Genomic DNA, 24,706 nt, shown 5'->3' on the forward strand with positions numbered 1-24,706 from the left:
CGCGGCGGAATGAGGACGAAAACGGTCGAAATGTTCGCTGATTTGCGCATCGTCCATCGTAAAATGAGGACGAAAACGGGAAAAGCCGCTGGTTTTCAATCACATCGATCACAGGCGGTGGAATGCCAGTACGTATCGAAAAGAGGGAGTTCCGGCTTTTTTGGGGAACTCCCTCCTCTTTTTTGCCATGGCCGATCGCGCTGCAGCGGGGGCGGAAAGCTTGTTTCCCCTCAAACGCTGACGGTGGAAAGAAACCGGCTATTTGCCAGCACTATTTCTCCAATCAAAAAATTGGTCGCACCGGTGCTGCTCGCCACACGTTCACTGATCGAGCAAGCGGAACCGCTCGTTTTCGCTCTCGTTCGTTCCCGTTATTGAAGCGGGGGAATAAAGCGGTTTAGGCGCATGATGCCGATCAAATGTTGATAATACAAATCGCGTTCGGCAAACCATGTCGATGGCTTGACGTCGAGATGAATCACGTTCATACCGAGCGCTTGGGCCGTTTCGGCAAACAGCTCATACCGTTTGTTTGGCTTGACAGCCGGGTCGGGAATGCCTTCGCGGCAAATGTAAAGCGGCTGGAAGTCGCCAGGGTCGGTCGGATGCAGGACAACGGCCAAGGAAACGACGGCCCGTCCTTGTTTCACCGTATGGAAAGCGAAAAAGCCGGAGACGCGATGACGGTTCGCGCGCGCCAGCTCGATCAGTTCATATATATCGGAATACCCTTCACCAAGTTCAATGAATCGTTGGATCATTGCTTGTTCCCCCTTGCAACCATCGTCCATTCTTAACTTTACCGGCTCTTGGCCGCGATTGCAATAAAAAAAACCTTGCGGAACCGTTCCGCAAGGTCCTTTCCAGTTTCTTGCCTCCGCGCAGGGCGGAACAAGAAACGGAAAGAATAAAGAAAAGGGAGAGGAGAAACCGGAGGAAGAACTTATGGGGAAACGTAAGTCTTCTCCGTCACTGGCAACGATGATGTTGCCATTACTCATTATGGCCCGTTCGCTCGTTTCTATACATTCGCGGGCGAAAAAATTCTTCAGTTTGACGTTCCTCAACTTTATGGTAAGATTACAACGAATCGATTTTGCGTGCGATGAGATGGAAACGACCAAGAATGGGTGAAGGCGATGAGAGTCATTTCCGGAACGTGCAAAGGAAGGAAACTGCAAGCGGTTCCAGGAATGTCGACACGACCGACGACAGATAAAGTGAAAGAGGCCATCTTTAACATCATCGGCCCGTATTTTTCCGGCGGCATCGGTCTCGATTTGTTCGCTGGCAGCGGTGGTTTGGGCATCGAGGCGCTCAGCCGCGGGCTCGATCGCGTCATTTTCGTTGATCACGATCGGAAAGCGGTGCAGACGGTGCGAAAAAACGTCGCGGCCTGCGGGCTTGAGAAGCAGGCGGAAATTTACTGCAACGATGCCGAGCGAGCGCTGAAGGCGGTGGCGAAACGCGGCCTCCGGTTTTCCGTCATTTTTCTCGACCCGCCGTATAAAGAGAACAAGTGGCCAGCGCTTCTGTCCGCGCTTGCCGTTTGCCGGTTGTTGGAGCCTGGCGGCGTCGTCGTTGCTGAGCATTCGGCGGAAGCGCGCTTGCCGGAAACAGCCGACGGCTTGGTGCAATGGAAGCGGGAAACATACGGCATCACCGGTGTGACGATTTACAGGTGGAAAGGAGACGAAACCGATGGCGAGCATTGCCGTTTGTCCAGGGAGTTTTGATCCGGTGACTTACGGACATTTGGATATTATTAAACGCGGGGCGAGAGTGTTTGACCAAGTGTACGTCGCGGTGCTGAACAACTCGGCGAAAAAGCCGCTGTTTACCGTTGAGGAGCGGATCGAACTGTTGCGCGCGGTGACGCAGTCGCTCCCAAACGTCCATGTCGAATCGTTTCATGGCTTGCTGATTGATTACGCCCGCAGCAAAAAAGCGAATGCCATCTTGCGCGGTTTGCGCGCGGTATCTGATTTTGAGTACGAAATGCAGATCACGTCCATGAACCGCGTTCTTGACGAAAACATTGAAACGTTTTTTATGATGACTAACAGCCAGTACGCGTTTTTAAGTTCCAGCATCGTCAAGGAAGTGGCCAAATACAACGGCGATATTTCCGAACTGGTGCCGCCGGTTGTCGAGCAGGCGCTCAAAAAGAAATTTGCTTCGCTGGCTGCCGACGGGCCACAGCGATGACGGACAGCCCCGCCCCTCGCCCGGCCGGGCCGGCAGCGGGCGAGGGAGGCGGTCAAGAGCAGCGCGGGCGTCTCGCGGATTTAGGAACGGCGGGGCCGTTCGCTGGCCGCTTTGGCCGTCAGCCATATATACAGGCAAAGGAACAGCATGGTGATCAGCGGCCCGTATGGCGGCAGCCCTAAGTGTTCCTCAGGGCGAGCGTAGGTCAACATATGGAAAAACGCCGGAATGTGGCCCGACTCGCCAGTCGCCGTCTCGACATACAGCGGCTGCCAAAGCGCATATGTAAAGATAGCAGCAAAGAGCCCGTGCAGCAGGCGGGCGACCAAAAACGGCTGAAAGCGAATGTTCGCTTCGGCTAAAATGCTCGCGACCTGCGCTTGAACGGAAAATCCGCCGAACGCGAGAATGAAGCTGACCGCCACCGCTTTTTCCAGCAATGTCGCCCCGTCGGTTTCGCTGATCATCTGGCTGCCGAGCGTAATTTCAAACAGGCCGGAAAACACCGGGATATCGAGCTCTTCCGGCAGCTGGGCGAGGTGAAGCAGACGGCGGACGAGCGGAGCGAGCTGCTCGGTGAAATGCATAACGTTCAACAGTTGATTGACTACGGAAAAGAGAATAATAAAACCGCCGATCATCAACAGCGTTTGCACAGACGAGCGCACCGCATCACCAAGCAGTTTGCCAAGCGGCTGTTCGTTTTTCAACCGCGTGCGGTGCAGCGTCCGCAAGGCATACGGCAGCGAGAACGGCCGGCGTCTGCTTTTTGGCTGCCCCCGCTCCTTTCGGATGCCGTGAAAACGCATGATCAGCCCGACGGTGATGTTTCCTAAGTAATGCGAGGCGGCCAGCACGAAGCCAAGCTGTGGGTTGTGGAAAAATCCGGCTGACACTGCGCCGAAAATGAACAGCGGATTCGATGAATTGGTAAACGAAGAGAGCCGCTCCGCCTCAATGGTGGACAGCTGCTTTTCTTGGTATAACCGCGCTGTCAGCTTGGCTCCCGATGGGTAACCGGACGCCATGCCCATCGCCCAAACGAATCCGCCGACTCCCGGGACGCGGAACAGCGGGCGCATGAGCGGCTCCAGCAAGACGCCGAGAAAGTTGACGACGCCAAAGCTGATGAGCAGCTCTGAGACGATAAAAAACGGCAAAAGCGATGGAAACACGACTTCCCACCACATCGTGAGGCCGCGGATGGACGCCTCAAGCGACTGTTTCGGGTAGCTAATGAGCGCAAACGCGAACAAGGTGGCAGCGGAAGCGAGCAGCGCCGTTTTCCCTTTTGTTCCCCAGTTTCGTTTCAATGGTCTCCCCCCTTTTTTGCCGTGCAGCTTCGCGCGGTACAACCTCATATACCCTAATATACGAGCATAGGGGGACGTTTTAGACCATAAGATGGGAGCGGAGAACGCTGCGGCAGCAAAGGGGGGAGGAGGCATGCCGCCGAAAATAGGCGTAGCGCTTGGGTCAGGGGGAGCGCGCGGGTTTGCGCACCTTGGGGTTTTGAACGTGTTGGAAGACGAACAAATTCCGATTTCCTATCTGGCCGGCAGCAGCATCGGGGCGCTTGTCGCTGTGTTGTACGCGAGCGGCCACGGCCTTCATCGCCTTTATCGGCTCGCCCAATCGTTTCGGCGCAACGATTTTCTTGATTGGACAGTGCCGAAAATGGGGTTGATCGCCGGGGAACGAATTACGCAGTTCATTCGGTTGCTGACGAAAGGGAAGCGGCTTGAGGAGCTCTCGCCGCCTGTGGCGGTGGTCGCCACCGACTTGCGGACGGGGGAAAAGGTCGTGTTTCGGGAAGGGGAAGCGGCGCGTGCGGTGCGGGCGAGCATTTCGATCCCCGGCATTTTTGTGCCGGCAGAAATGAACGGTCGGCTGCTGGTCGATGGCGGCGTTGTCGACCGCGTGCCGGTGTCGGTCGTCCGCGCGATGGGCGCCGACCTTGTGATCGCCGTTGATGTCGCTCCGCTGAACACGAACGCCGAAATCACGTCGATCGCGGATGTGATTTGGCAAAGTTTAGATATTTTACAAGCGGAGCTCGTCGTCCATCGCCAGCTCGCTTCGGACGTGATGATTCGTCCGCGTGTTGAATCGTACAGTTCCCGAGCGTTTACAGACATCAAGGAAATCATCGCCCGCGGAGAAGAGGAAGCGCGCAAGCAAATCGCTGCGATCCGCCGAGCGATGGAACAGTGGAAGGAGCCATCGTCACGATGAAAAGACGAACGTATATCGTTGCTTTTGTTCTTGGTGTCGTCCTTGCCTCTCTCTTCATTTTTATCAAATTGCCGTACTATGTGACGATGCCGGGAAGCGCGCAAAGTTTACGGCCGCTCGTGCACGTTGAGCACGGTGACCGCGATGCCGGCACGTTGATGTTGACGACGGTGCGGATGGGGCGGGCGAATGTGGCATCGTATTTGCTCGCCCATATCCGCCCGTTTTATGAGCTGCATCCGGCGGAGGAAATCAAGCAGGAAGGGGAGAGCGACAAAGACTATACGCTGCGCCAGCTTGAGCTCATGGAACAGGCGAAAGAAGCGGCGATCATCGTCGCCTATCGGCGGGCCGGGAAATCGGTGTCGTATCAACCGCGCGGTGCTTATGTCATGAGCGTTCTTTCCGATATGCCGGCCGCCGGGCGCTTGAAAACCGGCGACCTCATCGTTGCTTTGGACAGAAAACCGCTCGCCACATCGGAGCAAATGGTCAGCTATCTCCGCGGAAAGAAGGCAGGCGACCGCGTTCGTGTCACGTTCATCCGCGGCGGGAAGCGGCGGGAAACCGAGATTGCTTTACGGCCGTTTCCAGACCATCCCGATCAAGCCGGCCTTGGGGTGATGCCGGTGACCGAGTATGACATCCGTACCGATCCGCCCGTTGAGATCGATTCGGAACAAATCGGCGGCCCGTCGGCCGGGCTCATGTTTTCGTTGGAAATTTACAATCAGCTCGTTTCCGAAGACATCACGAAAGGTCATAAAATCGCCGGCACCGGAACGATCGATCTGGACGGAAACGTCGGCCCGATCGGCGGCGTTTCGCAAAAAGTGGTGGCCGCTGACCGCGAAGGGGCTGAAGTGTTTTTCGCGCCCAACGAACATGGGGCACCGGCATCCAATTACCGCGAGGCGCTGCGGACGGCGAAGCAAATCGGGACGAAAATGAAAATCGTCCCGGTCGATACGTTTGATGATGCGATTCGTTATTTGCGCTCCATGCCGGAAAAGTAAATGGGCGCTGTGGCGTATTCTTCCCGAAAAGCACGGCTTGCAAGCGGCTCGGGAAAAGCGGCGGCGTACGCGGCCGCCGCTCGTTTTTCCTGCTCGTAAAGCGGATCGCCGTTGAGCTTCGCGGCTTTGGCAACGAGCGGCAGCGCCAGCTGTTTTTTCACCTGCTGCAAGTAGCGGCGGCCGGTTTCGCTCATGCCTAGCAGCCGAATGTACGTCGGGTCGGCCGCCTCGCTTTGCGCTTCTTTGGTGAAGTGGGTCAGCACATGGGTGCACAGACGCTGCAACCTTGTCCACGTGTAGCGCTTCGTTTTCACCGCAGCGATGAAAGCGGCAAACGTTTCCGCCGCGGCGATGTGCTGTTTCAGCCGATGTTCAATTCCTTCTTCGACCCCGGCGATGCGGCGCAAGTCGGCTTCTGTGGCCGTCAGCAGCCGGTATTTTAACAGCGGAAAGTACATTTCCCAATCATGCAAGCGGCTGTACGTCTCTTGATATTGGCGAAGCTGGTCGAGCGCGGCGGCCGGTACGTACGCAGCGACCGCTTCGAGCTGCCCGGTTTGCCGCAAAATTTTTCGCACGCTAGTGGCGCTGGCGATCGACGGGTGGGAAACCGATTCATCATGGTAGCCGGCCGCGCGCCTTGGGATCGTGTGAGGCGTCATCGGCAATGCGTGTTGCCGGATGGCTTTCACGTAGGCAAAGCCAAGCACGTTGTTCGGCTTCGATAAATCGAGCGGAGCGGCGCCAAGCGCTTGCCACGCCGCGGCCGCGGCTCTCGGAAAGCTTTGTCCGCGCGCCAGCTCAGCGCGGACGAGGGAATCGAATGGCTCCTGCTGCTCGCTCCATGTGTCGGCCGCCGATAAAAACGCGGCAATGTCCCCGGATTCACTGCCGAAGCAAAGCTCTCGGCAGCCGATGGCGGCGAGCAGTCGAACAGCGCCTGAGGCGAACCGTTCCGCCGCTTGGACAGCGAAGGCGTACGGCAGCTCAATGACGATATCGATGCCGGAAGCGAGCGCCATTTTCGTCCGCGCCCATTTGGAGACGATGGCCGGTTCGCCTCGCTGCAGGAAATTTCCGCTCATGACCGCAATCAAGCAATCCGCGTTCGTTTTTCGTCTCGTTTCTTGCAAATGGTGAAGATGACCGTTATGAAAAGGGTTGTATTCCACAATCACGCCAACGGCTTTCACGGTTTTCGCTCCTTTTCGTCAAGGCGATGGTTTCTTTCGCAAACATAAAACAAATGCGAGCCATCTGTATTCATTTGTCCCCTTTTTGTTTCAAAATTCTTTCGCGAACATAAAACAATGCGAGGCCGGACGTGTCCGGCCAGACCGCATCATGGGGATCCATGCATTTAGTATGAAGCATGCAAGCAACTTCCAACGCCCGTCCTCCTCTTTCGCAAGAGGCGCTCCATGCATTTAGTATGAAGCATGCAAGGGCATCGGTTCAACCGTTTTGTCCTTTTGCCTCCGTGGAAAAACAGCCGTTTTTTCGCCGGGCTTTTAGGGCGCATGGGGAGGGCGCCGTTTGGAAATGATGGAACTATGCGCCTCTGATTGGCGGGCGTCAAGAAAGAGGAGGGAAGCGTTCCGGTTCCGTCGCCGATGTTCGTTGGTGAACGAAAGGGGCGGGATGGTCAAGAGGTGTCGAGCGGAGAGAGTTCGCGTCCGCTGTTGCCTTCGCTGTCGGCTTTCAACACTGATGGTTGTAAAGAAAAAACATTGACAAAAATAGAAACGAAACGTATAATTTTATTCGTTGCCTTGAGGTGATAGTTGATGAAATGGACGGTCCAACAACTTCGCCGTTTCCAACATAAGGAAATGGTGATTGATGAGACGATCGATGTGTCTGATTTGAAACAAATCGACACATTGATTCGCGACATTTCGCCGGTGCGCGTTCAAGGGAAAGCGGATGTTGCTTCGACAAAGTTTACGTTTCATTTGACGCTGTCCGGGACGATGGTGCTGCCGTGCTCACGGACGCTTGTTGATGTCCATTATCCGTTTTCCATTGAGACGACGGAGACGTTTTTTGCCGAGGGTGCCGGTTTGGCGGAAACGGATGACGATACCCATGTGTTGACCGGAGATACGGTTGACTTACATCCGATTATCCGTGAACTCATTTTACTGGAAATCCCATTGCAGCTCATCGCCGACAGCCCGGCGGCTGATGGAGCGCCGCAGCACGGAGAGGGCTGGGATGTCCTCACAGAGGACGAATGGGAGAAAGTCGTGCAAGAGCGCGAGGCGAACAAAGTGGATCCCCGCCTGGCGGGGCTGGCGAAATTTTTTGAGGAAAAACGGGAGAAATGATCATGAGCGGCCTTGCCGGCTGAAGGCGCCGGAAGCGAGCGCTTCGGTCCGGCAGCTGCCTTGTTTGCCGGCAGGGGGGCGTCCGGAAAGGGCGGCCGCCCGCTGGCATCGATATGCTGAATGCGCTCGACAAGGAGGTGGGAACGATGGCGGTACCTTTTCGAAGAACATCGAAAACGAGAAAACGGCTGCGCCGTACACACTTCAAGCTGCAAGTGCCGGGCATGGTGCAATGCCCAAACTGCGGTGAGTGGAAATTGGCGCATCGCGTCTGCAAAGCATGCGGAACGTACAAAGGAAGAGATGTCGTTAACAAATAATGGCCGACATCTGACGACAAGCTGTCCGATTATCGGACAGCTTTTTTTATTTCCGCCAGGCAGGAAATCGGTCGATGGCTGCCCAATTCATCAAGCGAAAAGGGAGAGAAGCAGCGAGGGATGCAAGCGAAAGGAGAGAAGCACCGATGGAAGCGAAAATGGAATATGAGGCTGGCGTTGGCCTGTTTACGATTTGCCGGCCGGAAAAGCGCAATGCCATCAACTTTGCGGTGATGGAGGCGTTGGAAGAAGCGATGAAACGGGCGGCGGCCGATGAACACGTCAAAGTGTTCGCCATAACGGGCGCCGGCGGCGAGGCGTTTTGCTCCGGCGGCGATTTACACGAGTTTGGGCATTTGCGCGGCGCGGAAGCAAAACAAATGCTTACGCGCATGGGAGAGCTGCTGTACAAGTTGTTGACGTTTCCGAAACCGACGGTCGCCCTCGTCAACGGAACGGCGATCGGCGGCGGCTGCGAGCTGGCGACCGCTTGCGATATCCGTTTGGTCAAGGAAGGGAGCCGGATTGGATTTGTGCAAGGGCGGCTTGGCATCACTACCGGCTGGGGAGGGGCGTCGATGTTGTTCGCCAAGCTTCCGTACGGACAGGCGCTCGATGTCTTGCTGCGCGCGGAGCTGATGACGGCTGAGGAGATGAAAGCGCGCGGTTGGACAGACGCCATTGTGCCGGCCGAGTCGTGGCGCGAACAATGGCGTCAGCGGCTCGCGGTCTACACGGAGCGGCCGCTTGCTGTTTTACAGGCGTACAAAGCGACGGCCGGCGAAAAATGGCGAACGGCTTGGTTTCGTGAGCAGTTTTTCGCCGAGATCGGCCGCTGTGCCGAACTGTGGGGATCTCGCGAACATGAACAGGCGTTGCGCGCTTTTTTGCACAAGAAGTAATTTTTCCTTCTACCGTTTCTAGTAGCCGCATACATATAATGACAAAGCGGTGATCAGGGGGAGGGGGAAGGAGATGACAGGCATCCGCCAAGACGCATGGACGAAGGAAGAAGATGAGCTGTTGGCCAGCGTCGTTCTTCAGTATATTCGCGAAGGCAACACCCAGCTGGAAGCGTTTGCTGAAGTGGGACGACGTTTGTCGCGGACGGCGGCGGCGTGCGGATTTCGGTGGAACTCGTGCGTCCGCAAGCAGTATAAAGAGGACATTGAACTGGCGAAGCAAGAGCGGAAAAGGCGAAAAAAAGAGGTGGCAGCGATCAAGGAAAGCGGGGGACGGGCGAAGGTGGAAGCGGAAGGGAAACAGCACTTGTCATGGCCGGACGTGCTGGCGTTTTTGCAGGCGGAGGAACAAAAGGCGCGCGAGGCCCGGCGGGCAGCGGACGAAAATCGGGCGCTGAAAAATGATATGGAGCAGCTCCAGCAAATGGTAACCAAGCTGCAAATGGAGAAAGAGGCGCTCGAAAAACAGTTGGCCGCCGTTCAAGAAGAGTACAAGACGTTGTTGGCGATTATGGAACGGGCGCGTCAAATGGTGGCCGATCATGAGAAGCCGGCGCCGAACGAGGCGGATGGCGCCGGTGAAAGCTGAAAAGCTGGCTGTTAGCCGGCTTTTTTTCTTAACGGAACCAACAGATGTTTGCTACAATAAGGCTAACGTCATATGCCAAGAAAGTGGGGGAGAGGAAGCTTGAAAATCGGGATTGTCGGCGGCGGGGCGGTTGGTCTGCTGCTCGCGGCTTACCTTGGACGCCACCATGAAGTGACGATGTACACAAGACGCTTGGCGCAGGCCAAACAGCTGGCTGAGCAAGGGGTGGCGCTCGAAAAAGACGGGGAGACGACAACGGTGGCGGTCAGGGCGCGGCCGTTTGCCGACGCGGAGCTGGACGAGCCGCTCGTGTTCGTAGCGGTCAAACAGTATGACCTTGATGCCATCTGGGCACGAGCCGACGCGTTTCGTCGCGTGCACACCCTCGTGTTCGTGCAAAACGGCATGGGCCATCTTGATTCGCTTCCGTTGTTGGCCGGCCAAACGATTCTGGCTGGCGTCGTTGAACACGGGGCGTGGAAACGGGATGATCGCACAGTCGTACATACAGGCGTCGGCAAGTTGACGTTGGCAGTCCGCTTCGGCTCGATTGGCGCTGCTCGCGAACTTCAGAGCGACGATCCTCATTTTCCGATCGAGTGGGCCGATGATTGGAAGCGCATGCTTGTCGACAAGCTTGTCGTCAATGCGGTTATCAACCCGCTCACGGCGCTTTTGCAAGTGAACAACGGTGCGCTCCTGAAGGTGGCTCCGTATCGCGAGATGATGGCGCAGCTGTTTGATGAAGTGCGGCAGGCGCTGGCGCTTGCCGATGAGCAGCGGGCGTGGGAACGCATCGTTCACATCTGCCGAAAAACGGCGGACAACTATTCGTCGATGTATATGGATTTGGCGCATGGGCGTCGAACGGAAATTGACGCCATTTTAGGCTATGTGCTTCAACAAGGTGAAGCGCGCGGGGTGACGCTGCCGCTTATTCGCTTTTTGCTTTGCGCCATCAAAGGAAAGGAAGGGAGGGAGGAGGATGGATGAGTGGCTTGCTTCAGCGTTGGCAACGTTTATTACCGCGCCGCTTTTGTTGTTTTTGCTCGTCTACGTTGGCGCACGCCTGTTTGGCCGGCGCAAGCGGTCATCGTTTTACGCCGCCGTCAACGCGGCAACGGTGTTTTTCATCGCCGCTGTTTATTTTTTGCTGGCGGTCGTGTTTCATCGGTCGTACTTCGTTCCTCTTCTTCTCTTTTTGTTCGTCTTGCATGGATTGATCGCGCTCGGCTATTGGCGAAAACAAGGGGACTTCCGTCTGCGCGCGGTGTTTCGCTTATTTTGGCGGGCGAGCTTTCTTATTTTTGCCTCTCTTTACGTGGGGCTAATGGTCTACGGCATTGTCGTGCGCATTGCGGCCAGCCTTTAAAAGAGGAAGGGGCGGCGCGCAGCTCGATCCGGATCTCCGGTGGCCGGCTAGCGAAGAGGCGGTTTCCGTCTTTTAGTGGGGTGGTGAAAAACTAGAATGGCGACGCAGGCGGATATAGACGCCTCTTTCCGCCTTCTAGGAGGGCGGTGAAAAATGGTCGTTTCTCTTGAGCAATGGGGGAACGTTTGAAAGGCGCTCTTGACGCGACAAGGCTTATCTGTTTGAGAAACGGGCTTGATAAGCTTAAATCACCAGCCTTCTAGTGGATTGGTGAAAAACCGCTGTTTGCCTTGATTGGCGATGGAACGGGTGAACGTCGCTGTTTCCCCCGATCGATCAAGGGAGGCGCGACATCCGAACGGCTGAGCATGGCTTTTTTCTCTTGGCGCCAAACGTGCTATACTCAGGAAAGAATACATAGAAAGGGAGTTTTGGGCCATGGAAGTTCGCGACATTTCGCTGCCGGCAGCGACGAAGTTGGCCGCTGATTACATAACAGGCGCGTTTCCAGCTGAGCGGGGGTTCGCCTATGCGCGAGTGGACGATGAGGCGTTCCGCCGGCGGCTGTCTTATTTGCAAGAAAAAACGTATGCTCGACGCGCGCTCGCCGATTATTTGCGCGCCTACCATCGCCGGCTGGCGGCGGGAGCCAAGACGATGAGCAACATTGAACGATTGAGCGACGAGCGGAGCGTTGTCGTCGTCGGCGGGCAGCAAGCCGGGCTGTTGACCGGTCCGCTTTATACAATTTATAAAATCATCACGATCATCCGTTTGGCCAAAGAGCAAGAGGAAAAACTAGGTGTGCCGGTCGTCCCGCTGTTTTGGATCGCCGGCGAAGACCATGATATCGCCGAGATCAATCACGTTTACGTGGTGGAAGGGGGAGAAGTGAAAAAAGCCGTCTATCCGCACAAGGTCAATGACAGGCGGATGGCGGCCGATCTCCCGCTTGATCGGCGGTTGGCCGAAGAGTGGGTGGAGCGCGTCGTCAAAACGTACGGGGAAACAGACGTCACGAATGAACTGCTCTCCTTCCTTTTTTCCTGTCTCGATGGGGCGGCTACGTTTGTCGACTTTTTTGCCGCCATCGTGCTGCGTTTGTTCGCCGATGAGGGACTGGTCGTTTTGAACGCCGGCGATGCCGCCGTGCGCCCGCTTGAACGCCGTTTTTTCGCCGAGCTTGTCAACCGTCACCGGGACGTAACGTCCGCTGTGTTGGCTCAGCAAGAAGCGCTGCGCGCGCTCGGGTATGCGCCGCTCATTGAAATAGGGCCTGATGCGGCCAATTTGTTTTATTACGACGGCCATGAGCGCTCGCTGTTGCACTACGATGAACAAACCGGACGGTTTCGCACTAAAGCGGGGAATGTCGCTTGGACGAAGGAAGAGCTGCTCGCGCTCGCTGAAACGAAGCCGGCCTGTTTCAGCAACAACGTCGTCACCCGCCCGCTCATGCAAGAATATTTGCTGCCGACGCTCGCGTTTGTCGCCGGGCCCGGCGAGATCGCTTATTGGGCGGAATTGAAGGAGACGTTTCCGCTGTTCGGGATGGAAATGCCGCCGGTTGTGCCCCGGTTGCAAGCGACGATCGTCAGCCGTTCGCTGCAAACGGACTTGGACGATCTCGGCTTGGAAGCGGCTGACGTATTGCGCGGGCAGCTTGATGTGGTGAAGCAGCAGTGGTTGAAACGAACGGCGGAAGCCCCGCTTTCGAGCGCGTTTGCCAAAGCGAAAGCGGAAGTGGAGGCGGCGCATCGGCCGTTGCGGGAGCTCGGGATGGCCATTGATTGCGGATTGGAGGGATTGATGGCGAAAAATGCCGCCATCATCCAGGCGCAAATCGAGTTTCTTCAACAGGCGCTAGAGCGGGCGCTTTTGCGTAAACACGAAACCCAATGGCGGAAATTTTGGCGCGTGGAAACGGCGCTTCGGCCGCACGGCGCGCCGCAGGAGCGGATTTGGAACGTGTTTTACTATGTGAACCGTTACGGATTTGATTTTGTAGAAAAACTTTTGTCCATCCCTGCTCCGGAAAACGGAATGCATAAAATTGTATATATATAAGGCTTTTTCAAAGAAAAAGTCGAAAAGAAAAATCCTGTTTCAAGCAGGATTTTTTTTTTGTAAAAGGAATTGTAAAAAAACAACGTTCGTGTTTTGGAAATAAAAGTAAAGTCTGTCGAGGCGGATAGCGCACTGCTCGTTTCGCCATCCGACAAAAAGAAACAAAAAGGGACGGTTTTTTACAAAAAAAGCTAAAATTTTGCTTCTGTTTGCGATATAATAAGGGAGCGGCCCTTGGTGACGCCAAGGAGCCGGCAAGCAGCAAAGGTGGTGGACATGTGTTTCGACATACAACAGTGTTGCTGAAAGAGGCGGTGGATGGGCTGAACGTTCGCCCGGACGGCGTTTATGTCGATTGTACGTTGGGCGGCGGCGGCCATAGCGAATATTTGCTCTCTCTTCTTTCAGAACGCGGCAAACTGTTTGCGTTTGACCAAGACGAAGCCGCCATTGCTCATGCGCGGAAACGGCTGGCCCGCTACGGCGAGCGAGTGCAGTTCGTGCACCGCAATTTCCGATTTTTGCGGGAAGAGCTTTCAGCGTTTGGCGTTCACTGTGTTGACGGCGTCCTTTTTGATTTAGGGGTTTCTTCGCCGCAGCTCGACGAACCGGAGCGCGGCTTCAGCTATCAGCATGATGCGCCGCTGGATATGCGGATGGATCGTACCCAGTCGCTGACGGCGGCGGAAATTGTCAATCGTTGGCCATATGAGGAACTCGTGCGCATTTTTTTTCGCTACGGCGAGGAAAAGTTTTCAAAGCAAGTCGCGCGCAAAATTGAAGAGGCGCGCCGCCAAAAGCCGATTGAAACAACCGGTGAACTCGTCGAGGTGATCAAGGCGGCCATCCCGGCACCGGCGCGCCGCAGCGGTGGGCATCCCGCCAAGCGCATTTTCCAGGCGCTCCGCATCGCGGTCAACGATGAACTCGAAGCGTTTCGCGAGGCGCTCGAGCAGGCGATTGAATTGCTAGCGCCGGGCGGCCGCGTGAGCGTCATTACGTTTCATTCCCTTGAAGACCGCATTTGCAAAGAAACGTTCAAAAAGGCGAGCGAGCGTCCGCCGCTTCCCCCGGGGCTTCCGGTTCTTCCCGAGGAAGGGCGGCCCGTGCTGAAAATCATTACGAAAAAGCCGATCGTTCCTTCGGAAAACGAGTTGGAGCAAAACCATCGCGCCCGCTCGGCCAAGCTTCGCATCGCTGAAAAACGATGACCGATGCAAAGGCGCAGCGCCCAGTAGGGCAACGGCCGTCAAGGGCAAAAGAAGGGACATGACATCGAACGGCCATGACCACATGGCGGTTGCCCATACCGAACAAAACGAATGGAGAAACAGGAGGGGAACAATGGTGAACGATGCAGCTGTCAAAGTCGTGCGTGAACAAGGACGTCCGGCCGCGTCGCCGAGCCGGGCGCCGCGGCGGAAGCGGCGTTTTCGCCTGTCGCTTGCTGAAAAGCTGTTGTTTGTTTCGTTTTTCTTGGTTGTCGTTTATGCGGCTGTTCACATCGTGGCCAACCAAGTGCGCCTTTATGAGCTGAACCGGCATGTCCAGCAGCTTGAAGCGACGATTGGCGAGCAGAAAAAAGCGAACAACGACTTGTACGTCGAGGTGCAGCGGCTGAGCGCGTACGAGCGCATTTTGCAAAAGGCGAAAGAGCTCGGTTTGTCGCTTGACGAAAACCGCGTGAAAGTTGTGCAGGAATGATGGCCGATGGAAACAAAGAAGCATCGCAACACCCATCGGGGGGCATGGCTGTTGTTTTGCCTGTTCGGATTGGCTTTCTCGCTCTTGTTTGCCCGCTTTATCCAGCTCGGATGGACCGGAAAAGCGGAAGGGCACCCGGTGGCGGAAATCGCCGAGCAGCAGCGCAAGCAAACGCGGACGCTTGAGGCGAAGCGCGGCACGATTTTCGACCGCAACGGCGGCATTTTGGCCCAAGACGTGCCTTCCTACACGCTTGTCGCGGTGTTGGATCCGAACATGACGACCGACCCGGACCATCCGCGCCATGTCGTTGATCCGGAAAAAACGGCGAAAAAGCTCGCTCCGTTGCTCGGCATGGACGTCGAAAAGATGGAGCGCATTTTAACGAAAAAGGCGAAGCAGGTAGAGTTCGGATCGTATGGCCGCAACATCAGCTTTGAGCTGAAGCGGAAAATTGAAGCGCTCGACCTGCCGGGCATCGCTTTCATCCGCGATACGACCCGGTTTTATCCGAACGGCACGTTCGCTTCGTATGTGGTCGGCTACGCGCAAAAAAACGAGCATAACGAAACGGTCGGCCAAATGGGAATCGAAAAACAGCTTGACCGCTATTTGCGCGAAAAAGACGGCTATGTATCTTTCGACGGCGATGTGAGCGGGTTTCGCCTTCCCGGGGGAAAGGAGCATATCGTCAAGCCAAACAACGGAGCGAATGTGTATTTAACGATCGATGAAAAAATTCAAACGTTTTTGGAAGACGCCATGAACGGCGTTGAAAAACAATATAGGCCGAAAAAGATGATCGCCATTGTTGCCGATGCGAAAACGGGAAAAATTTTGGCTATGGCGACTCGCCCGAGCTTTGACCCCAACAAGCGCAACATCACCAACTTTTTCAATGACGCCATCTCCTACCCGTACGAACCGGGCTCGACGATGAAAGTGTTCACGCTCGCCGCAGCGATTAACGAAGGGGTGTACAACGGCAATGAAACGTACCGCTCGGGCTCTTACAAAGTCGGGCCGAATACGATCCGCGACCATAACGATGTCGGTTGGGGAACGATTACGTTCAATGAAGGAGTGCAGCGCTCCTCGAACGTCGCTTTCTCGATTTTGGTGAAAGAGAAGCTGGGAGAAGACCGGTTTTTGCAATATTTGCACCGCTTCCGTTTCGATCGAAAAACCGGCATTGACTTGCCGAACGAGGCGGTCGGACAAATTCGCTACCGCTATCCGATCGAACGGATCACGACGGGATTCGGCCAAGGGACATCGGTGACGCCGATTCAGCAAATCCAGGCGGCAACAGCGATCGCGAACGATGGGAAAATGATGAAGCCGTACGTCATTGAAAAAGTCGTCGATCCGGACAGCGGCAAAGTCCTCCTTGATCATGAGCCGACGGTGGTCGGCGAACCGATCACGGCGGAAACGGCGCGAAAAGTGCGTGACATTTTAGAGACGGTCGTCACGTCGGAACACGGCACCGGCCGTCCTTATCAAATCGAAGGCTACCGCGTCGCCGGCAAAACCGGAACGGCGCAAATTCCGTCCGCCACCGGCGGCTATTTGACCGGGCGGGAAAACTACATTTTTTCCTTTTTAGGCATGGCGCCGGCCGATGACCCGAAGCTGCTCATGTACGTCGCCGTTCAACAGCCGCACCTCGATGTGACCGAAACCGGGGCGGCGCCGGTGTCGCAAATTTTTACAACGGTGATGAAAAGCAGTCTGCAATATTTGCACATTCAACCGGTCGAAGAGAAGCGCACCGAAGAAAAGGCGGCGCGGCGGCCGCTCGATTCCTTCATCGGCCAGCCGGCGGAACTGGCCGCCAAACAGTTGAAAGAAAGCGGCTATGTCCCGGTCGTGATCGGTCGCGGCCGCTACGTTGAAGACCAGCTGCCACAAGCCGGCGAGGACGTGCTCGTGGGCGAGCGAGTCGTGCTCAAGACGGATGGGACCGCCGCGATGCCGGATTTACGCGGCTTTTCGCTTCGTGACGCCATGAAAGTGGCCCGCGTTCTCGGATTGCGGCCGAGCACCAAAGGAAGCGGCTACGTCATCAGCCAAAATATTCGCCCGGGGGCGGAAGTGCGCAAAGGAGATTACTTGATCGTCGAGCTCGCTCCGCCGCGCCAGTGGGAGGAAGCGGCGGCGAGAAAGGCGAAGGAGGCAGCGGAACGAAAAGACGACGGCCCGCATGAATGATTTTTTGCCGTTCTACAACGGGGCGTACAAGCATATAGTGGAACGAGCCCACGATAAAGGAGGTTCCGCCATATGCGCGTATCGTACGTGACCGTGCGCAAGCGGTTGACGATCGTCTTTTTGATCGGAATTTTGATTTTTGCGATTATCGATCTTCGTCTTGGCTACGTCCAATTTTGGCTCGGCGATCTGTTAGCGGAACGGGCGAAAGGGCTGTGGGGCAGGAACATTCCGTTTGAGCCGAAACGCGGCGAAATTTTGGATCGCAATGGCGTCCCGTTGGCGACCAACATGAGCGCGCCGACGGTGTACGTCATTCCCCGACAAGTGAAAAACCCAGCGCAGGCAGCGGAAAAATTGGCGCAGGCATTGGGAGGCTCCGTCGAATCGATCTATAAACAAATCACGCAACCAACATCGATCGTCCGTCTCAAAGAGGGGCGGAAAATTTCCGATGAAAAGGCGGCGGATGTGCGCGCTCTCGATCTCGATGGCGTGTATATTGCCGAAGACACGAAGCGCTATTACCCGTTTGGCAGCTATTTGTCGCATGTGCTCGGCTTCACTGGCATCGACAATCAAGGGCTCACCGGGCTTGAGCTGTATTATGATAAGGAGCTGAGCGGCGAGCGCGGATCGGTGCAGTTTTACTCCGATGCCAAAGGCCGGCGCATGCCCGACATGGCGGATGATTATACGCCGCCGACCGACGGCTTGAATTTGGTGTTGACGATCGATTCGCGCATTCAGACGATCATCGAACGGGAGCTCGACATTGCGGAGGCGAAATACAATCCCGATGGCATCATTGCCATTGCCATGAACCCGAACACCGGCGAAATTTTGGCGATGGCAAGCCGTCCGACTTTCGACCCGTCCAACTACCGCAACGTTCCGCCAGAAATTTACAACCGCAACTTGCCGATTTGGAGTACATATGAACCGGGATCCACGTTCAAAATCATTACGCTGGCCGCGGCGCTGGAAGAGCACAAAGTGAACTTGCTGAAAGACCATTTCTTTGATCCGGGGTATGCGAAAGTCGCCGGCGCTACGCTCCGTTGTTGGAAAAAAGGCGGCCACGGAGAGCAGACGTTTTTGGAAGTCGTGCAAAATTCGTGCAACCCAGGATTTGTCGAGTTGGGGGAACGGTTAGGGAAAGAGACGTTGTTTAAGTATATTAAGCAATTCGGGTTTGGCGAGAAAACCGGCATTGATTTGCAAGGGGAAGGAACGGGCATTTTATTTGATTTAAAACGAGTCGGGCCGGTGGAGCTGGCGACGACGGCGTTCGGCCAAGGGGTGTCGGTGACGCCGATTCAGCAGGTGGCCGCTGTATCGGCGGCGATCAACGGCGGCATTTTGTACACGCCATACATCGCCAAGCAATGGGTTGACCCGGAGACGGGGGAAATCGTGCGCCGCAATACCCCGAAGGCAAAACGGCGCGTCATTTCCGAGGAAACATCCAAACAAGTCCGGTACGCGCTTGAGAGCGTCGTCGCGCAAGGAACAGGGAAAAAGGCGTATGTCGAAGGCTACCGCGTCGGCGGAAAAACCGGAACGGCGCAGAAGGCGCAAGGCGGACGCTATTTGCAAAACAATCATATCGTATCGTTCATCGGCTTTGCTCCGGCGGACGATCCGCAGCTCGTCGTCTACGTGGCGGTTGACAATCCGAAAGGGACCGTTCAGTTCGGCGGCACGGTGGCGGCGCCGATCGTAGGGAAAATCATGGAAGATAGCTTGCGCACGATCGGAGTGAAGCCGCGTCCGGATCAATTGGAAAAAGAGCGTGATTGGAACGAGCCGAAAGTGATTGAAGTGCCGAACTTGATCGGGTTGACAAAAAAAGATTTGCAAGAACAGCTTTTTGACTTAAAATTAGATGTTAGTGGCGAAGGGGATGTCGTGGTCGAACAATCTCCAGAGCCGGGAGCGAGAGTAAAAGAAGGCTCGACCATCCGCATTTATTTCGCAAAAGAACGGTAAAGGGATCGGGCAAGGGGCGGCCGATGCGATGACACGTCGGGTTGGCTGGGCCCCTTTTTCCGCTGTCCGCATCGTTCGGCAGACGATTTCGAAAGGAAAGGAATGGGCCAACATGAAGCTGCTGACATTATTGTCCCGTTTGCCTAGTTTTTGGACGCATCGCGGGGGAAACCCGGATATCGTTGCGCTCGAAATGGATTCGCGCCGTGTCCAGCCTGGCTCTCTCTTTTTTTGCCTGAAGGGATTTACGGTTGACGGCCACGATTTTGCCGCTGAGGCGGCGGCGCGCGGCGCGGCGGCTATGGTCGCTGAGCGGCCGCTTCCGGTTGACGTTCCGGTCGTGATCGTGCCGGATAGCCGGCGGGCGATGGCCATATTGGCGGATGCGTTTTATGGACAGCCGACCCATCGCCTTCATTTGGTGGGCGTGACGGGCACAAACGGCAAAACGACGACGACTTCGATCATTGAACAGATTGCCAGATACAACGGCAAAAAGACGGGGCTGATCGGCACGGTGCAGATCAAAATCGGCGACCGCTCTTATCCGTCGGTGAATACGACGCCGGAGTCGCTTATGCTGCAGCGCACGTTCAAACAAATGGTGGATGAAGGGGTCGAGTTCGCCGCGATGGAAGTATCGTCGCACGCGCTGCACCAAGGACGGGTGCACGGCTGCGACTATGATGTGGCCGTCTTTACGAATTTGACGCAAGACCATCTCGATTATCATGGGACGATGGAAGAGTATCGAAATGCCAAAGGGCTGTTGTTTGCCCAGCTCGGCAACCGCTATGACGAACAGCGCCCCAAATTTGCCGTTTTGAATCATGACGATCCGGTTTCGCAATATTATAAACATATGACGGCAGCGCCGATCATCACTTACGGGATAAACGAAAAAAGCGATGTAACGGCGGAAGACATTCGCATGACCCCAAGCGGAATGGCGTTTCGGCTTTGCACGCCGCATGGGGCGTCCGCGGTCGAAACGAAGCTCGTCGGGGCGTTCAATGTATATAATATTCTTGCCGCCGCTTCCGCTTGCCTCGCTTCCGGTTTTCCGCTGGAAGCGATCGCCGCTGCGCTCGCTGCTGTCGAGCCGGTACCGGGACGCTTTGAAACGGTTGATGAAGGGCAACCCTTTACGGTCATCGTCGATTACGCCCATACGCCGGACAGTCTAGAAAACGCCTTGAAAACGGTGCGCCAGTTTGCGAAGCGGAACGTCTATGTCGTCATCGGCTGCGGCGGTGATCGCGACCGGTCGAAGCGGCCGCTGATGGCGCGGGCGGCGGTGCAATTCGCCGATCTGGCCATTTTCACTTCCGACAATCCGCGTTCGGAAGACCCGAAGCAAATTTTGCGCGACATGGAAGCGGGAGTCGAGCCTGGCATGGGAGCGTATGTGACGATCCCCGACCGAAAAGAGGCGATTCGCTATGCGATACACAACGCCCAGGAAGGGGACGTTGTCCTGATCGCCGGCAAAGGGCATGAAACGTACCAAATCATTGGCGATGACGTGATTGAGTTTGACGATCGCGCCGTCGCCCGAATGGCGCTGAAGGAGAGAGGATGACGATGATCGCGTATACGATGGTGAAATCGGTGGCAACGGAGGCGCGCGGAATTGTCGATGAAACGATTCGCTTCCATGCCGTATTTGTCGATCCGACAAGACGAGTGAAAAAAGGATTGTTTGTGCCGCTCGAAAACGGGGCGGAAACGTTGAAACTGGCGATTGAACATGGTGCGATCGGCGCGTTTTGGCGGCTTGGCGACCCGCTGCCGCGCTACATCCCGAACCAGTTTCCGCTCTTTTTCGTCCCATCGCCGCTGGAAGCGGCGGCCGCCCTGTTTGCGCGCTATGTGGAGCAGTCCGGCGCCGCCGGGGAAGCGGAGTTTTTCTTCACCCTTCCCGATGGCGCCTCAGTGGATGAGGACGTTCGCCGCCGGCTCGCCGACTTGCAGAAGCGGTGGCTGAACGTGCGGCCGGCTAAAGGATGTGAAGACGTATGCGAGAGCCAATGATCATCATGGCCATGGCGGTTTCCTTTTTCGTCACCGTCATTTTGTCGCCGCTCGTAATCCCGTTTTTGCGCCGGTTGAAGTTTGGACAAAGCATTCGCGAAGAAGGGCCGAAGTCGCATCAAAAAAAATCAGGTACCCCAACGATGGGGGGAATCATGATTTTGGCGGCGATTGCGGTGACGACCGTATGGGTGGCGCCCCATTTCACCCCCGTATCCACAGGGACGTACTTATTGTTGTTCGTCACCATCGGCTATGGGGCGCTCGGTTTGCTCGATGATCTGATCAAAGTGGTGATGAAGCGGAACCTTGGCTTGACGAGCCGGCAAAAATTTATCGGCCAGCTCGTCATTGCGGCGGTCTTTTTTGCCGTTTACCGTCAAAGCGGATTTTCCACCGCGCTACATATTCCTGGCACCGATCGGTCGGTCGAGCTAGGTGTGGCTTATGGGGTGCTGCTGTTGTTTATGCTTGTCGGTAGCTCCAACGCCGTCAATTTGACGGACGGGCTTGACGGACTGCTCGCAGGGACGGCGGCGATCGCTTTCGGGGCTTACGCGGTGCTGGCTTGGAATCAGGGGCAGTACGACATTGCTGTCTTTTGCGTGGCCGTTGTCGGGGCGGTGCTCGGCTTTTTGGTGTTTAATGCCCATCCCGCGAAAGTGTTCATGGGCGATACCGGTTCGCTGGCGCTTGGCGGCGCGATTGCGGCCGTTGCCGCTTTGACGAAACTGGAGCTATTGCTTGTCGTCATCGGCGGGGTGTTTGTCATTGAGACGCTGTCGGTCATCATTCAAGTCGCTTCGTTCAAAATGACCGGCAAGCGCGTGTTCCGCATGAGCCCGCTTCATCACCATTATGAGCTTGTCGGTTGGTCGGAATGGCGCATTGTCGTCACGTTTTGGGCCGTTGGGCTGTTATTCGCCATGTTAGGAATTTATATCGAGGTGTGGATGTAATTGAAACCGACTCTGTCTTATCAACATCGTCGTGTGCTGGTCATTGGATTAGCGAAAAGCGGAGTGGCGGCGGCGCGGCTGCTTGTGGAGCTGGGCGCCGATGTGGTTGTCAATGACCAAAAGCCGCTTTCCGAAAATGCGGAGGCTCAAGAGTTGAAAGAGCTTGGCGTCCGCGTCGTTTGCGGCGGACACCCGCTCGAGCTGCTCGATGAGCCGTTTGATCTTGTCGTGAAAAACCCGGGCATTCCGTACACGAACCCGATGGTAAAACGGGCGCTGGAAAAAGGGCTGCCGGTTGTCACCGAAGTGGAGCTTGCCTACCACATTTCCGAAGGGCCGTTTATCGGCATCACCGGCTCGAACGGAAAAACGACGACGACGACGCTCATTTATGAAATGTTAAAAGCGGACGGAAAAGATCCGCTGCTTGCTGGCAACATCGGCCTTGTCGCCTGTGAAGTGGCGAGAGAGGCAAAGCCGGGACAATGGCTCGTCACCGAGCTGTCTTCGTTTCAGCTCGCCGGCATTGATCAGTTCCGGCCGGCCATTGCGGTATTGCTCAACATTTTTGACGCGCATTTGGATTATCATGGAACGAAAGAGGCGTACGTGGCGGCGAAGGCCAACATTTTCCGCAACCAGACGGAGCGCGATTACGCCGTTGTCAATGCCGATGATCCGATTGTGATGGCCGCCGCTTCGTCGATTCGGGCGCAAAAAGTGCTGTTTTCGGCGACGAAACCTCTCGGCGAAGGAGCGTACGTTCAAGACGGCGCCGTCTATTGGAATGGCGAGCCCGTCATTCCAATAGACGACATCGTGCTTCCAGGTCAGCACAATTTGGAGAATATCACCGCGGCGGTGGCGGCCGCCAAGTTGGCCGGCGCCAGCCATGAGGCGATCCGCCGGGTGCTGGCGACGTTTTCCGGCGTCAAACACCGCCTTCAGTATGTGGCCGAAGTCGCCGGCCGGCGGTTTTACAACGACTCGAAGGCGACGAACATCTTGGCGACGCAAAAGGCGCTCTCGGCGTTCGCTGGCGAGCCGGTCATTTTGCTCGCTGGCGGGCTTGACCGCGGCAATGAGTTTGATGATCTTCTTCCGTATTTGCAACGGGTGAAGGCCGTTGTATTGTTCGGCCAGACGGCGGCCAAAATCGGTCGCATCGCCCAACAAGCGGGAATAGAAACGATCCGATATGTCGATAATGTGGAAAAAGCCGTCCCGGTTGCTTTCGAGCTTTCCGAACCGGGCGACGTCATTTTGCTCTCTCCGGCCTGCGCCAGCTGGGATCAATACAAAACTTTCGAGGAGAGAGGGGACATTTTTATCAACGCCGTGCATAAGTTGAAATAGAGGGAAAGGGACAGCCCTTTCCCTCTAGTTTACAAAAATAGAGGTGTTGGGCATTGCCGCGGAAAAGGTCTGCGCCGGATATTTTGCTCATTCTTTTAACGTTTTCGCTTCTGGCCATCGGGCTGATCATGGTGTACAGCGCGAGCGCCATTTGGGCGGAATACAAGTTCAATGATTCGTTTTTCTTTGCCAAGCGCCAGCTGTTGTTCGCAGGTATTGGCGTCATCGCGATGTTTTTTGTCATGAACATCGATTATTGGGTATGGCGCGACTGGTCGAAAGTGCTGCTTGGCGTTTGTTTTGTGCTGCTCGTTTTGGTGCTCATTCCCGGCATCGGCATGGTGCGGAACGGATCGCGCAGCTGGATCGGCGTCGGCGCGTTTTCCATTCAGCCGTCTGAGTTTATGAAGTTCGCCATGATCGCCTTTTTGGCCAAATATTTATCGGAAAACCAAAAAAAGATTCCTTCGTTCAAACAGGGACTGCTGCCGGCGCTGTTGCTCGTGTTTGGCGCGTTCGGCATGATTATGCTGCAGCCGGACTTAGGAACGGGAACGGTCATGGTCGGCACTTGTGTGACGATGATTTTCGTCGCCGGCGCCCGCCTCAGCCATTTTGCCGGGCTTGGCATCTTGGGGCTCGCCGGGTTTGCCGCCCTTGTTTTATCCGCGCCGTACCGGATCAAACGAATTACGTCCTTTTTAAACCCGTGGGAGGACCCGCTCGGAAGCGGGTTTCAGATCATTCAGTCGCTGTATGCCATCGGGCCGGGCGGTTTGTTTGGCCTCGGGCTCGGGCAAAGCCGGCAAAAGTTTTTTTACTTGCCGGAGCCGCAAACGGATTTTATTTTCGCCATTTTGGCCGAGGAGCTCGGCTTTATCGGCGGCTCGCTCGTTCTATTGCTTTTTGCCCTTCTCCTCTGGCGCGGGGTGCGCATCGCTCTTGGCGCGCCCGATTTGTACGGCAGCTTTTTGGCGCTTGGCATCATTTCGATGATCGCCATTCAAGTGATGATCAACATTGGCGTTGTGACCGGATTAATGCCCGTCACCGGCATCACCCTTCCGTTTTTGAGCTACGGCGGATCATCGCTGACGCTCATGCTTATGGCCATCGGCGTGCTGCTGAACATCAGCCGGCATGCCCGCTATTAGGCAGGCGGCGAAGATCCGCCGCCTTTTTTGTTCGCCCGCGCGTCGAACAGTGCCGGCAAATGCGGCAAAAACAGGCTCTCGCTCGCTTTTTGTTTGTGATATAATGAAAACAAATGCAAAAAAACGGCATCGGCCTCATGGGTTGGGCCAACAGACCAGCGGCGGAAAGCAGGGCGTTGGAGAAAGAAAGCGGG

General features: G+C 55.9%; 25 protein-coding genes. 22 read left to right on the forward strand and 3 right to left on the reverse strand.

All coding sequences use genetic code 11. The features are described 5' to 3' along the window. Positions 1-9: 9 nt before the first annotated feature. Positions 10-378 (forward strand): hypothetical protein, encoded by a 369-nt coding sequence (locus tag GC56T2_RS05275; protein WP_144973569.1) that lies wholly within the window; start codon positions 10-12, stop codon positions 376-378. Here GC56T2_RS05275 and GC56T2_RS05280 read toward each other — a convergent pair. Further along, positions 372-761, reverse strand: coding sequence for a DUF7147 family protein (locus GC56T2_RS05280; RefSeq protein ID WP_033022170.1), 390 nt, complete (start codon positions 759-761; stop codon positions 372-374). The genes GC56T2_RS05275 and GC56T2_RS05280 overlap by 7 nt on opposite strands. 184 nt (positions 762-945) lie before the next feature. Between GC56T2_RS05280 and GC56T2_RS05285 the strand changes: the two genes are divergently transcribed. The 3 genes from GC56T2_RS05285 to coaD are packed head-to-tail and all read left to right on the forward strand — an operon-like array spanning position 946 to position 2,208. After that, positions 946-1,134, forward strand: coding sequence for a hypothetical protein (locus GC56T2_RS05285; RefSeq protein WP_033022173.1), 189 nt, complete (start codon positions 946-948; stop codon positions 1,132-1,134). 5 nt (positions 1,135-1,139) lie between these two features. Next, a complete protein-coding gene (gene rsmD, locus GC56T2_RS05290) occupies positions 1,140-1,736 on the forward strand; it encodes a 16S rRNA (guanine(966)-N(2))-methyltransferase RsmD (protein ID WP_144973571.1) in 597 nt (198 codons plus the stop codon). Beyond that, complete coding sequence (coaD, locus tag GC56T2_RS05295; RefSeq protein ID WP_033843467.1) at positions 1,702-2,208, forward strand: pantetheine-phosphate adenylyltransferase; 507 nt, start codon at positions 1,702-1,704, stop codon at positions 2,206-2,208. Before rsmD ends, coaD begins: the two co-directional genes overlap by 35 nt. Before the next feature lie 80 nt (positions 2,209-2,288). Here the strand turns inward: coaD and ylbJ are convergent, their stop codons facing one another. Next, positions 2,289-3,521 (reverse strand): sporulation integral membrane protein YlbJ, encoded by a 1,233-nt coding sequence (gene ylbJ, locus GC56T2_RS05300; protein WP_144973573.1) that lies wholly within the window; start codon positions 3,519-3,521, stop codon positions 2,289-2,291. A 133-nt stretch (positions 3,522-3,654) separates the two neighbouring features. Here ylbJ and GC56T2_RS05305 point away from each other — a divergent pair, with 133 nt between their 5' ends. Next, the gene (locus GC56T2_RS05305) at positions 3,655-4,443 is read left to right on the forward strand and encodes a patatin-like phospholipase family protein (protein ID WP_144973575.1); all 789 of its coding nucleotides are present in this window, start codon (positions 3,655-3,657) and stop codon (positions 4,441-4,443) included. Next, entirely contained in the window at positions 4,440-5,459 is a 1,020-nt protein-coding gene (locus GC56T2_RS05310) for a SepM family pheromone-processing serine protease (RefSeq protein WP_144973577.1), read from the forward strand. Before GC56T2_RS05305 ends, GC56T2_RS05310 begins: the two co-directional genes overlap by 4 nt. On the opposite strand, the gene GC56T2_RS05315 is transcribed toward GC56T2_RS05310, so the two are convergent. Then, the gene (locus GC56T2_RS05315; protein WP_144973579.1) at positions 5,432-6,652 is read right to left on the reverse strand and encodes a nucleotidyltransferase; all 1,221 of its coding nucleotides are present in this window, start codon (positions 6,650-6,652) and stop codon (positions 5,432-5,434) included. The genes GC56T2_RS05310 and GC56T2_RS05315 overlap by 28 nt on opposite strands. A gap of 594 nt (positions 6,653-7,246) precedes the next feature. On the opposite strand from GC56T2_RS05315, the gene GC56T2_RS05320 reads away from it, so the two are divergent. From GC56T2_RS05320 to spoVE, 16 genes are all read left to right on the forward strand, one after another. Then, entirely contained in the window at positions 7,247-7,789 is a 543-nt protein-coding gene (locus GC56T2_RS05320; RefSeq protein ID WP_144973581.1) for a YceD family protein, read from the forward strand. 146 nt (positions 7,790-7,935) lie between these two features. Further along, positions 7,936-8,109: a 50S ribosomal protein L32 gene (gene rpmF / locus GC56T2_RS05325; RefSeq protein ID WP_011230605.1), complete on the forward strand. Its 174-nt coding sequence runs from the start codon at positions 7,936-7,938 to the stop codon at positions 8,107-8,109. Positions 8,110-8,255: 146 nt separating this feature from the next. Continuing rightward, positions 8,256-9,011 (forward strand): enoyl-CoA hydratase/isomerase family protein, encoded by a 756-nt coding sequence (locus tag GC56T2_RS05330; protein WP_144973583.1) that lies wholly within the window; start codon positions 8,256-8,258, stop codon positions 9,009-9,011. A gap of 73 nt (positions 9,012-9,084) precedes the next feature. Continuing rightward, positions 9,085-9,660, forward strand: coding sequence for an RsfA family transcriptional regulator (locus GC56T2_RS05335; RefSeq protein ID WP_144973585.1), 576 nt, complete (start codon positions 9,085-9,087; stop codon positions 9,658-9,660). Positions 9,661-9,759: 99 nt separating this feature from the next. Next, positions 9,760-10,653 carry a 2-dehydropantoate 2-reductase gene (locus GC56T2_RS05340; RefSeq protein WP_370454525.1) on the forward strand — a complete coding sequence of 298 codons (894 nt, stop codon included), beginning with the start codon at positions 9,760-9,762 and terminating at the stop codon, positions 10,651-10,653. Then, a complete protein-coding gene (locus GC56T2_RS05345; protein ID WP_144973589.1) occupies positions 10,646-11,032 on the forward strand; it encodes a DUF3397 domain-containing protein in 387 nt (128 codons plus the stop codon). The genes GC56T2_RS05340 and GC56T2_RS05345 overlap by 8 nt, the downstream gene beginning before the upstream one ends. A gap of 438 nt (positions 11,033-11,470) precedes the next feature. After that, positions 11,471-13,099, forward strand: a complete 1,629-nt coding sequence (bshC, locus tag GC56T2_RS05350) for a bacillithiol biosynthesis cysteine-adding enzyme BshC (RefSeq protein WP_144973590.1) — start codon at positions 11,471-11,473, stop codon at positions 13,097-13,099. 278 nt (positions 13,100-13,377) lie between these two features. Further along, complete coding sequence (gene rsmH / locus GC56T2_RS05355; RefSeq protein ID WP_144973592.1) at positions 13,378-14,310, forward strand: 16S rRNA (cytosine(1402)-N(4))-methyltransferase RsmH; 933 nt, start codon at positions 13,378-13,380, stop codon at positions 14,308-14,310. A gap of 136 nt (positions 14,311-14,446) precedes the next feature. Then, the gene (gene ftsL, locus GC56T2_RS05360; RefSeq protein ID WP_144977064.1) at positions 14,447-14,803 is read left to right on the forward strand and encodes a cell division protein FtsL; all 357 of its coding nucleotides are present in this window, start codon (positions 14,447-14,449) and stop codon (positions 14,801-14,803) included. Between the two features lie 6 nt (positions 14,804-14,809). After that, the gene (locus tag GC56T2_RS05365) at positions 14,810-17,017 is read left to right on the forward strand and encodes a penicillin-binding protein (RefSeq protein WP_144973594.1); all 2,208 of its coding nucleotides are present in this window, start codon (positions 14,810-14,812) and stop codon (positions 17,015-17,017) included. A gap of 72 nt (positions 17,018-17,089) precedes the next feature. Beyond that, positions 17,090-19,009 carry a stage V sporulation protein D gene (locus GC56T2_RS05370; RefSeq protein WP_144973596.1) on the forward strand — a complete coding sequence of 640 codons (1,920 nt, stop codon included), beginning with the start codon at positions 17,090-17,092 and terminating at the stop codon, positions 19,007-19,009. A 112-nt stretch (positions 19,010-19,121) separates the two neighbouring features. Continuing rightward, positions 19,122-20,591 carry a UDP-N-acetylmuramoyl-L-alanyl-D-glutamate--2,6-diaminopimelate ligase gene (locus GC56T2_RS05375; protein WP_144977067.1) on the forward strand — a complete coding sequence of 490 codons (1,470 nt, stop codon included), beginning with the start codon at positions 19,122-19,124 and terminating at the stop codon, positions 20,589-20,591. Next, positions 20,588-21,043, forward strand: coding sequence for a hypothetical protein (locus tag GC56T2_RS05380; protein WP_144973598.1), 456 nt, complete (start codon positions 20,588-20,590; stop codon positions 21,041-21,043). The genes GC56T2_RS05375 and GC56T2_RS05380 overlap by 4 nt, the downstream gene beginning before the upstream one ends. Next, the gene (mraY, locus tag GC56T2_RS05385) at positions 21,028-22,002 is read left to right on the forward strand and encodes a phospho-N-acetylmuramoyl-pentapeptide-transferase (RefSeq protein WP_144973600.1); all 975 of its coding nucleotides are present in this window, start codon (positions 21,028-21,030) and stop codon (positions 22,000-22,002) included. Before GC56T2_RS05380 ends, mraY begins: the two co-directional genes overlap by 16 nt. Further along, complete coding sequence (murD, locus tag GC56T2_RS05390) at positions 22,003-23,358, forward strand: UDP-N-acetylmuramoyl-L-alanine--D-glutamate ligase (protein ID WP_144973602.1); 1,356 nt, start codon at positions 22,003-22,005, stop codon at positions 23,356-23,358. It begins immediately after the preceding gene. 53 nt (positions 23,359-23,411) lie between these two features. Further along, positions 23,412-24,512 carry a stage V sporulation protein E gene (gene spoVE / locus GC56T2_RS05395; RefSeq protein ID WP_144973604.1) on the forward strand — a complete coding sequence of 367 codons (1,101 nt, stop codon included), beginning with the start codon at positions 23,412-23,414 and terminating at the stop codon, positions 24,510-24,512. The last annotated feature ends 194 nt before the right edge of the window (positions 24,513-24,706 follow it).

The organism is Geobacillus sp. C56-T2 (genome assembly GCF_007829715.1).
Classification (GTDB): domain Bacteria; phylum Bacillota; class Bacilli; order Bacillales; family Anoxybacillaceae; genus Geobacillus; species Geobacillus icigianus.

What these genes read in the sequence shown, in the direction of transcription:
- GC56T2_RS05280 (WP_033022170.1), bottom strand. Translation starts at nt 761, where the DNA reads ATGATCCAACGATTCATTGAACTTGGTGAAGGGTATTCCGATATATAT.
- GC56T2_RS05330 (WP_144973583.1), top strand. Translation starts at nt 8,256, where the DNA reads ATGGAAGCGAAAATGGAATATGAGGCTGGCGTTGGCCTGTTTACGATT.
- bshC (WP_144973590.1), top strand. Translation starts at nt 11,471, where the DNA reads ATGGAAGTTCGCGACATTTCGCTGCCGGCAGCGACGAAGTTGGCCGCT.
- GC56T2_RS05285 (WP_033022173.1), top strand. Translation starts at nt 946, where the DNA reads ATGGGGAAACGTAAGTCTTCTCCGTCACTGGCAACGATGATGTTGCCA.
- GC56T2_RS05370 (WP_144973596.1), top strand. Translation starts at nt 17,090, where the DNA reads ATGCGCGTATCGTACGTGACCGTGCGCAAGCGGTTGACGATCGTCTTT.
- GC56T2_RS05375 (WP_144977067.1), top strand. Translation starts at nt 19,122, where the DNA reads ATGAAGCTGCTGACATTATTGTCCCGTTTGCCTAGTTTTTGGACGCAT.
- GC56T2_RS05275 (WP_144973569.1), top strand. Translation starts at nt 10, where the DNA reads ATGAGGACGAAAACGGTCGAAATGTTCGCTGATTTGCGCATCGTCCAT.
- GC56T2_RS05320 (WP_144973581.1), top strand. Translation starts at nt 7,247, where the DNA reads ATGAAATGGACGGTCCAACAACTTCGCCGTTTCCAACATAAGGAAATG.
- GC56T2_RS05345 (WP_144973589.1), top strand. Translation starts at nt 10,646, where the DNA reads ATGGATGAGTGGCTTGCTTCAGCGTTGGCAACGTTTATTACCGCGCCG.
- GC56T2_RS05380 (WP_144973598.1), top strand. Translation starts at nt 20,588, where the DNA reads ATGACGATGATCGCGTATACGATGGTGAAATCGGTGGCAACGGAGGCG.
- GC56T2_RS05335 (WP_144973585.1), top strand. Translation starts at nt 9,085, where the DNA reads ATGACAGGCATCCGCCAAGACGCATGGACGAAGGAAGAAGATGAGCTG.
- rsmD (WP_144973571.1), top strand. Translation starts at nt 1,140, where the DNA reads ATGAGAGTCATTTCCGGAACGTGCAAAGGAAGGAAACTGCAAGCGGTT.
- rpmF (WP_011230605.1), top strand. Translation starts at nt 7,936, where the DNA reads ATGGCGGTACCTTTTCGAAGAACATCGAAAACGAGAAAACGGCTGCGC.
- coaD (WP_033843467.1), top strand. Translation starts at nt 1,702, where the DNA reads ATGGCGAGCATTGCCGTTTGTCCAGGGAGTTTTGATCCGGTGACTTAC.
- mraY (WP_144973600.1), top strand. Translation starts at nt 21,028, where the DNA reads ATGCGAGAGCCAATGATCATCATGGCCATGGCGGTTTCCTTTTTCGTC.
- GC56T2_RS05305 (WP_144973575.1), top strand. Translation starts at nt 3,655, where the DNA reads ATGCCGCCGAAAATAGGCGTAGCGCTTGGGTCAGGGGGAGCGCGCGGG.
- GC56T2_RS05365 (WP_144973594.1), top strand. Translation starts at nt 14,810, where the DNA reads ATGGAAACAAAGAAGCATCGCAACACCCATCGGGGGGCATGGCTGTTG.
- GC56T2_RS05310 (WP_144973577.1), top strand. Translation starts at nt 4,440, where the DNA reads ATGAAAAGACGAACGTATATCGTTGCTTTTGTTCTTGGTGTCGTCCTT.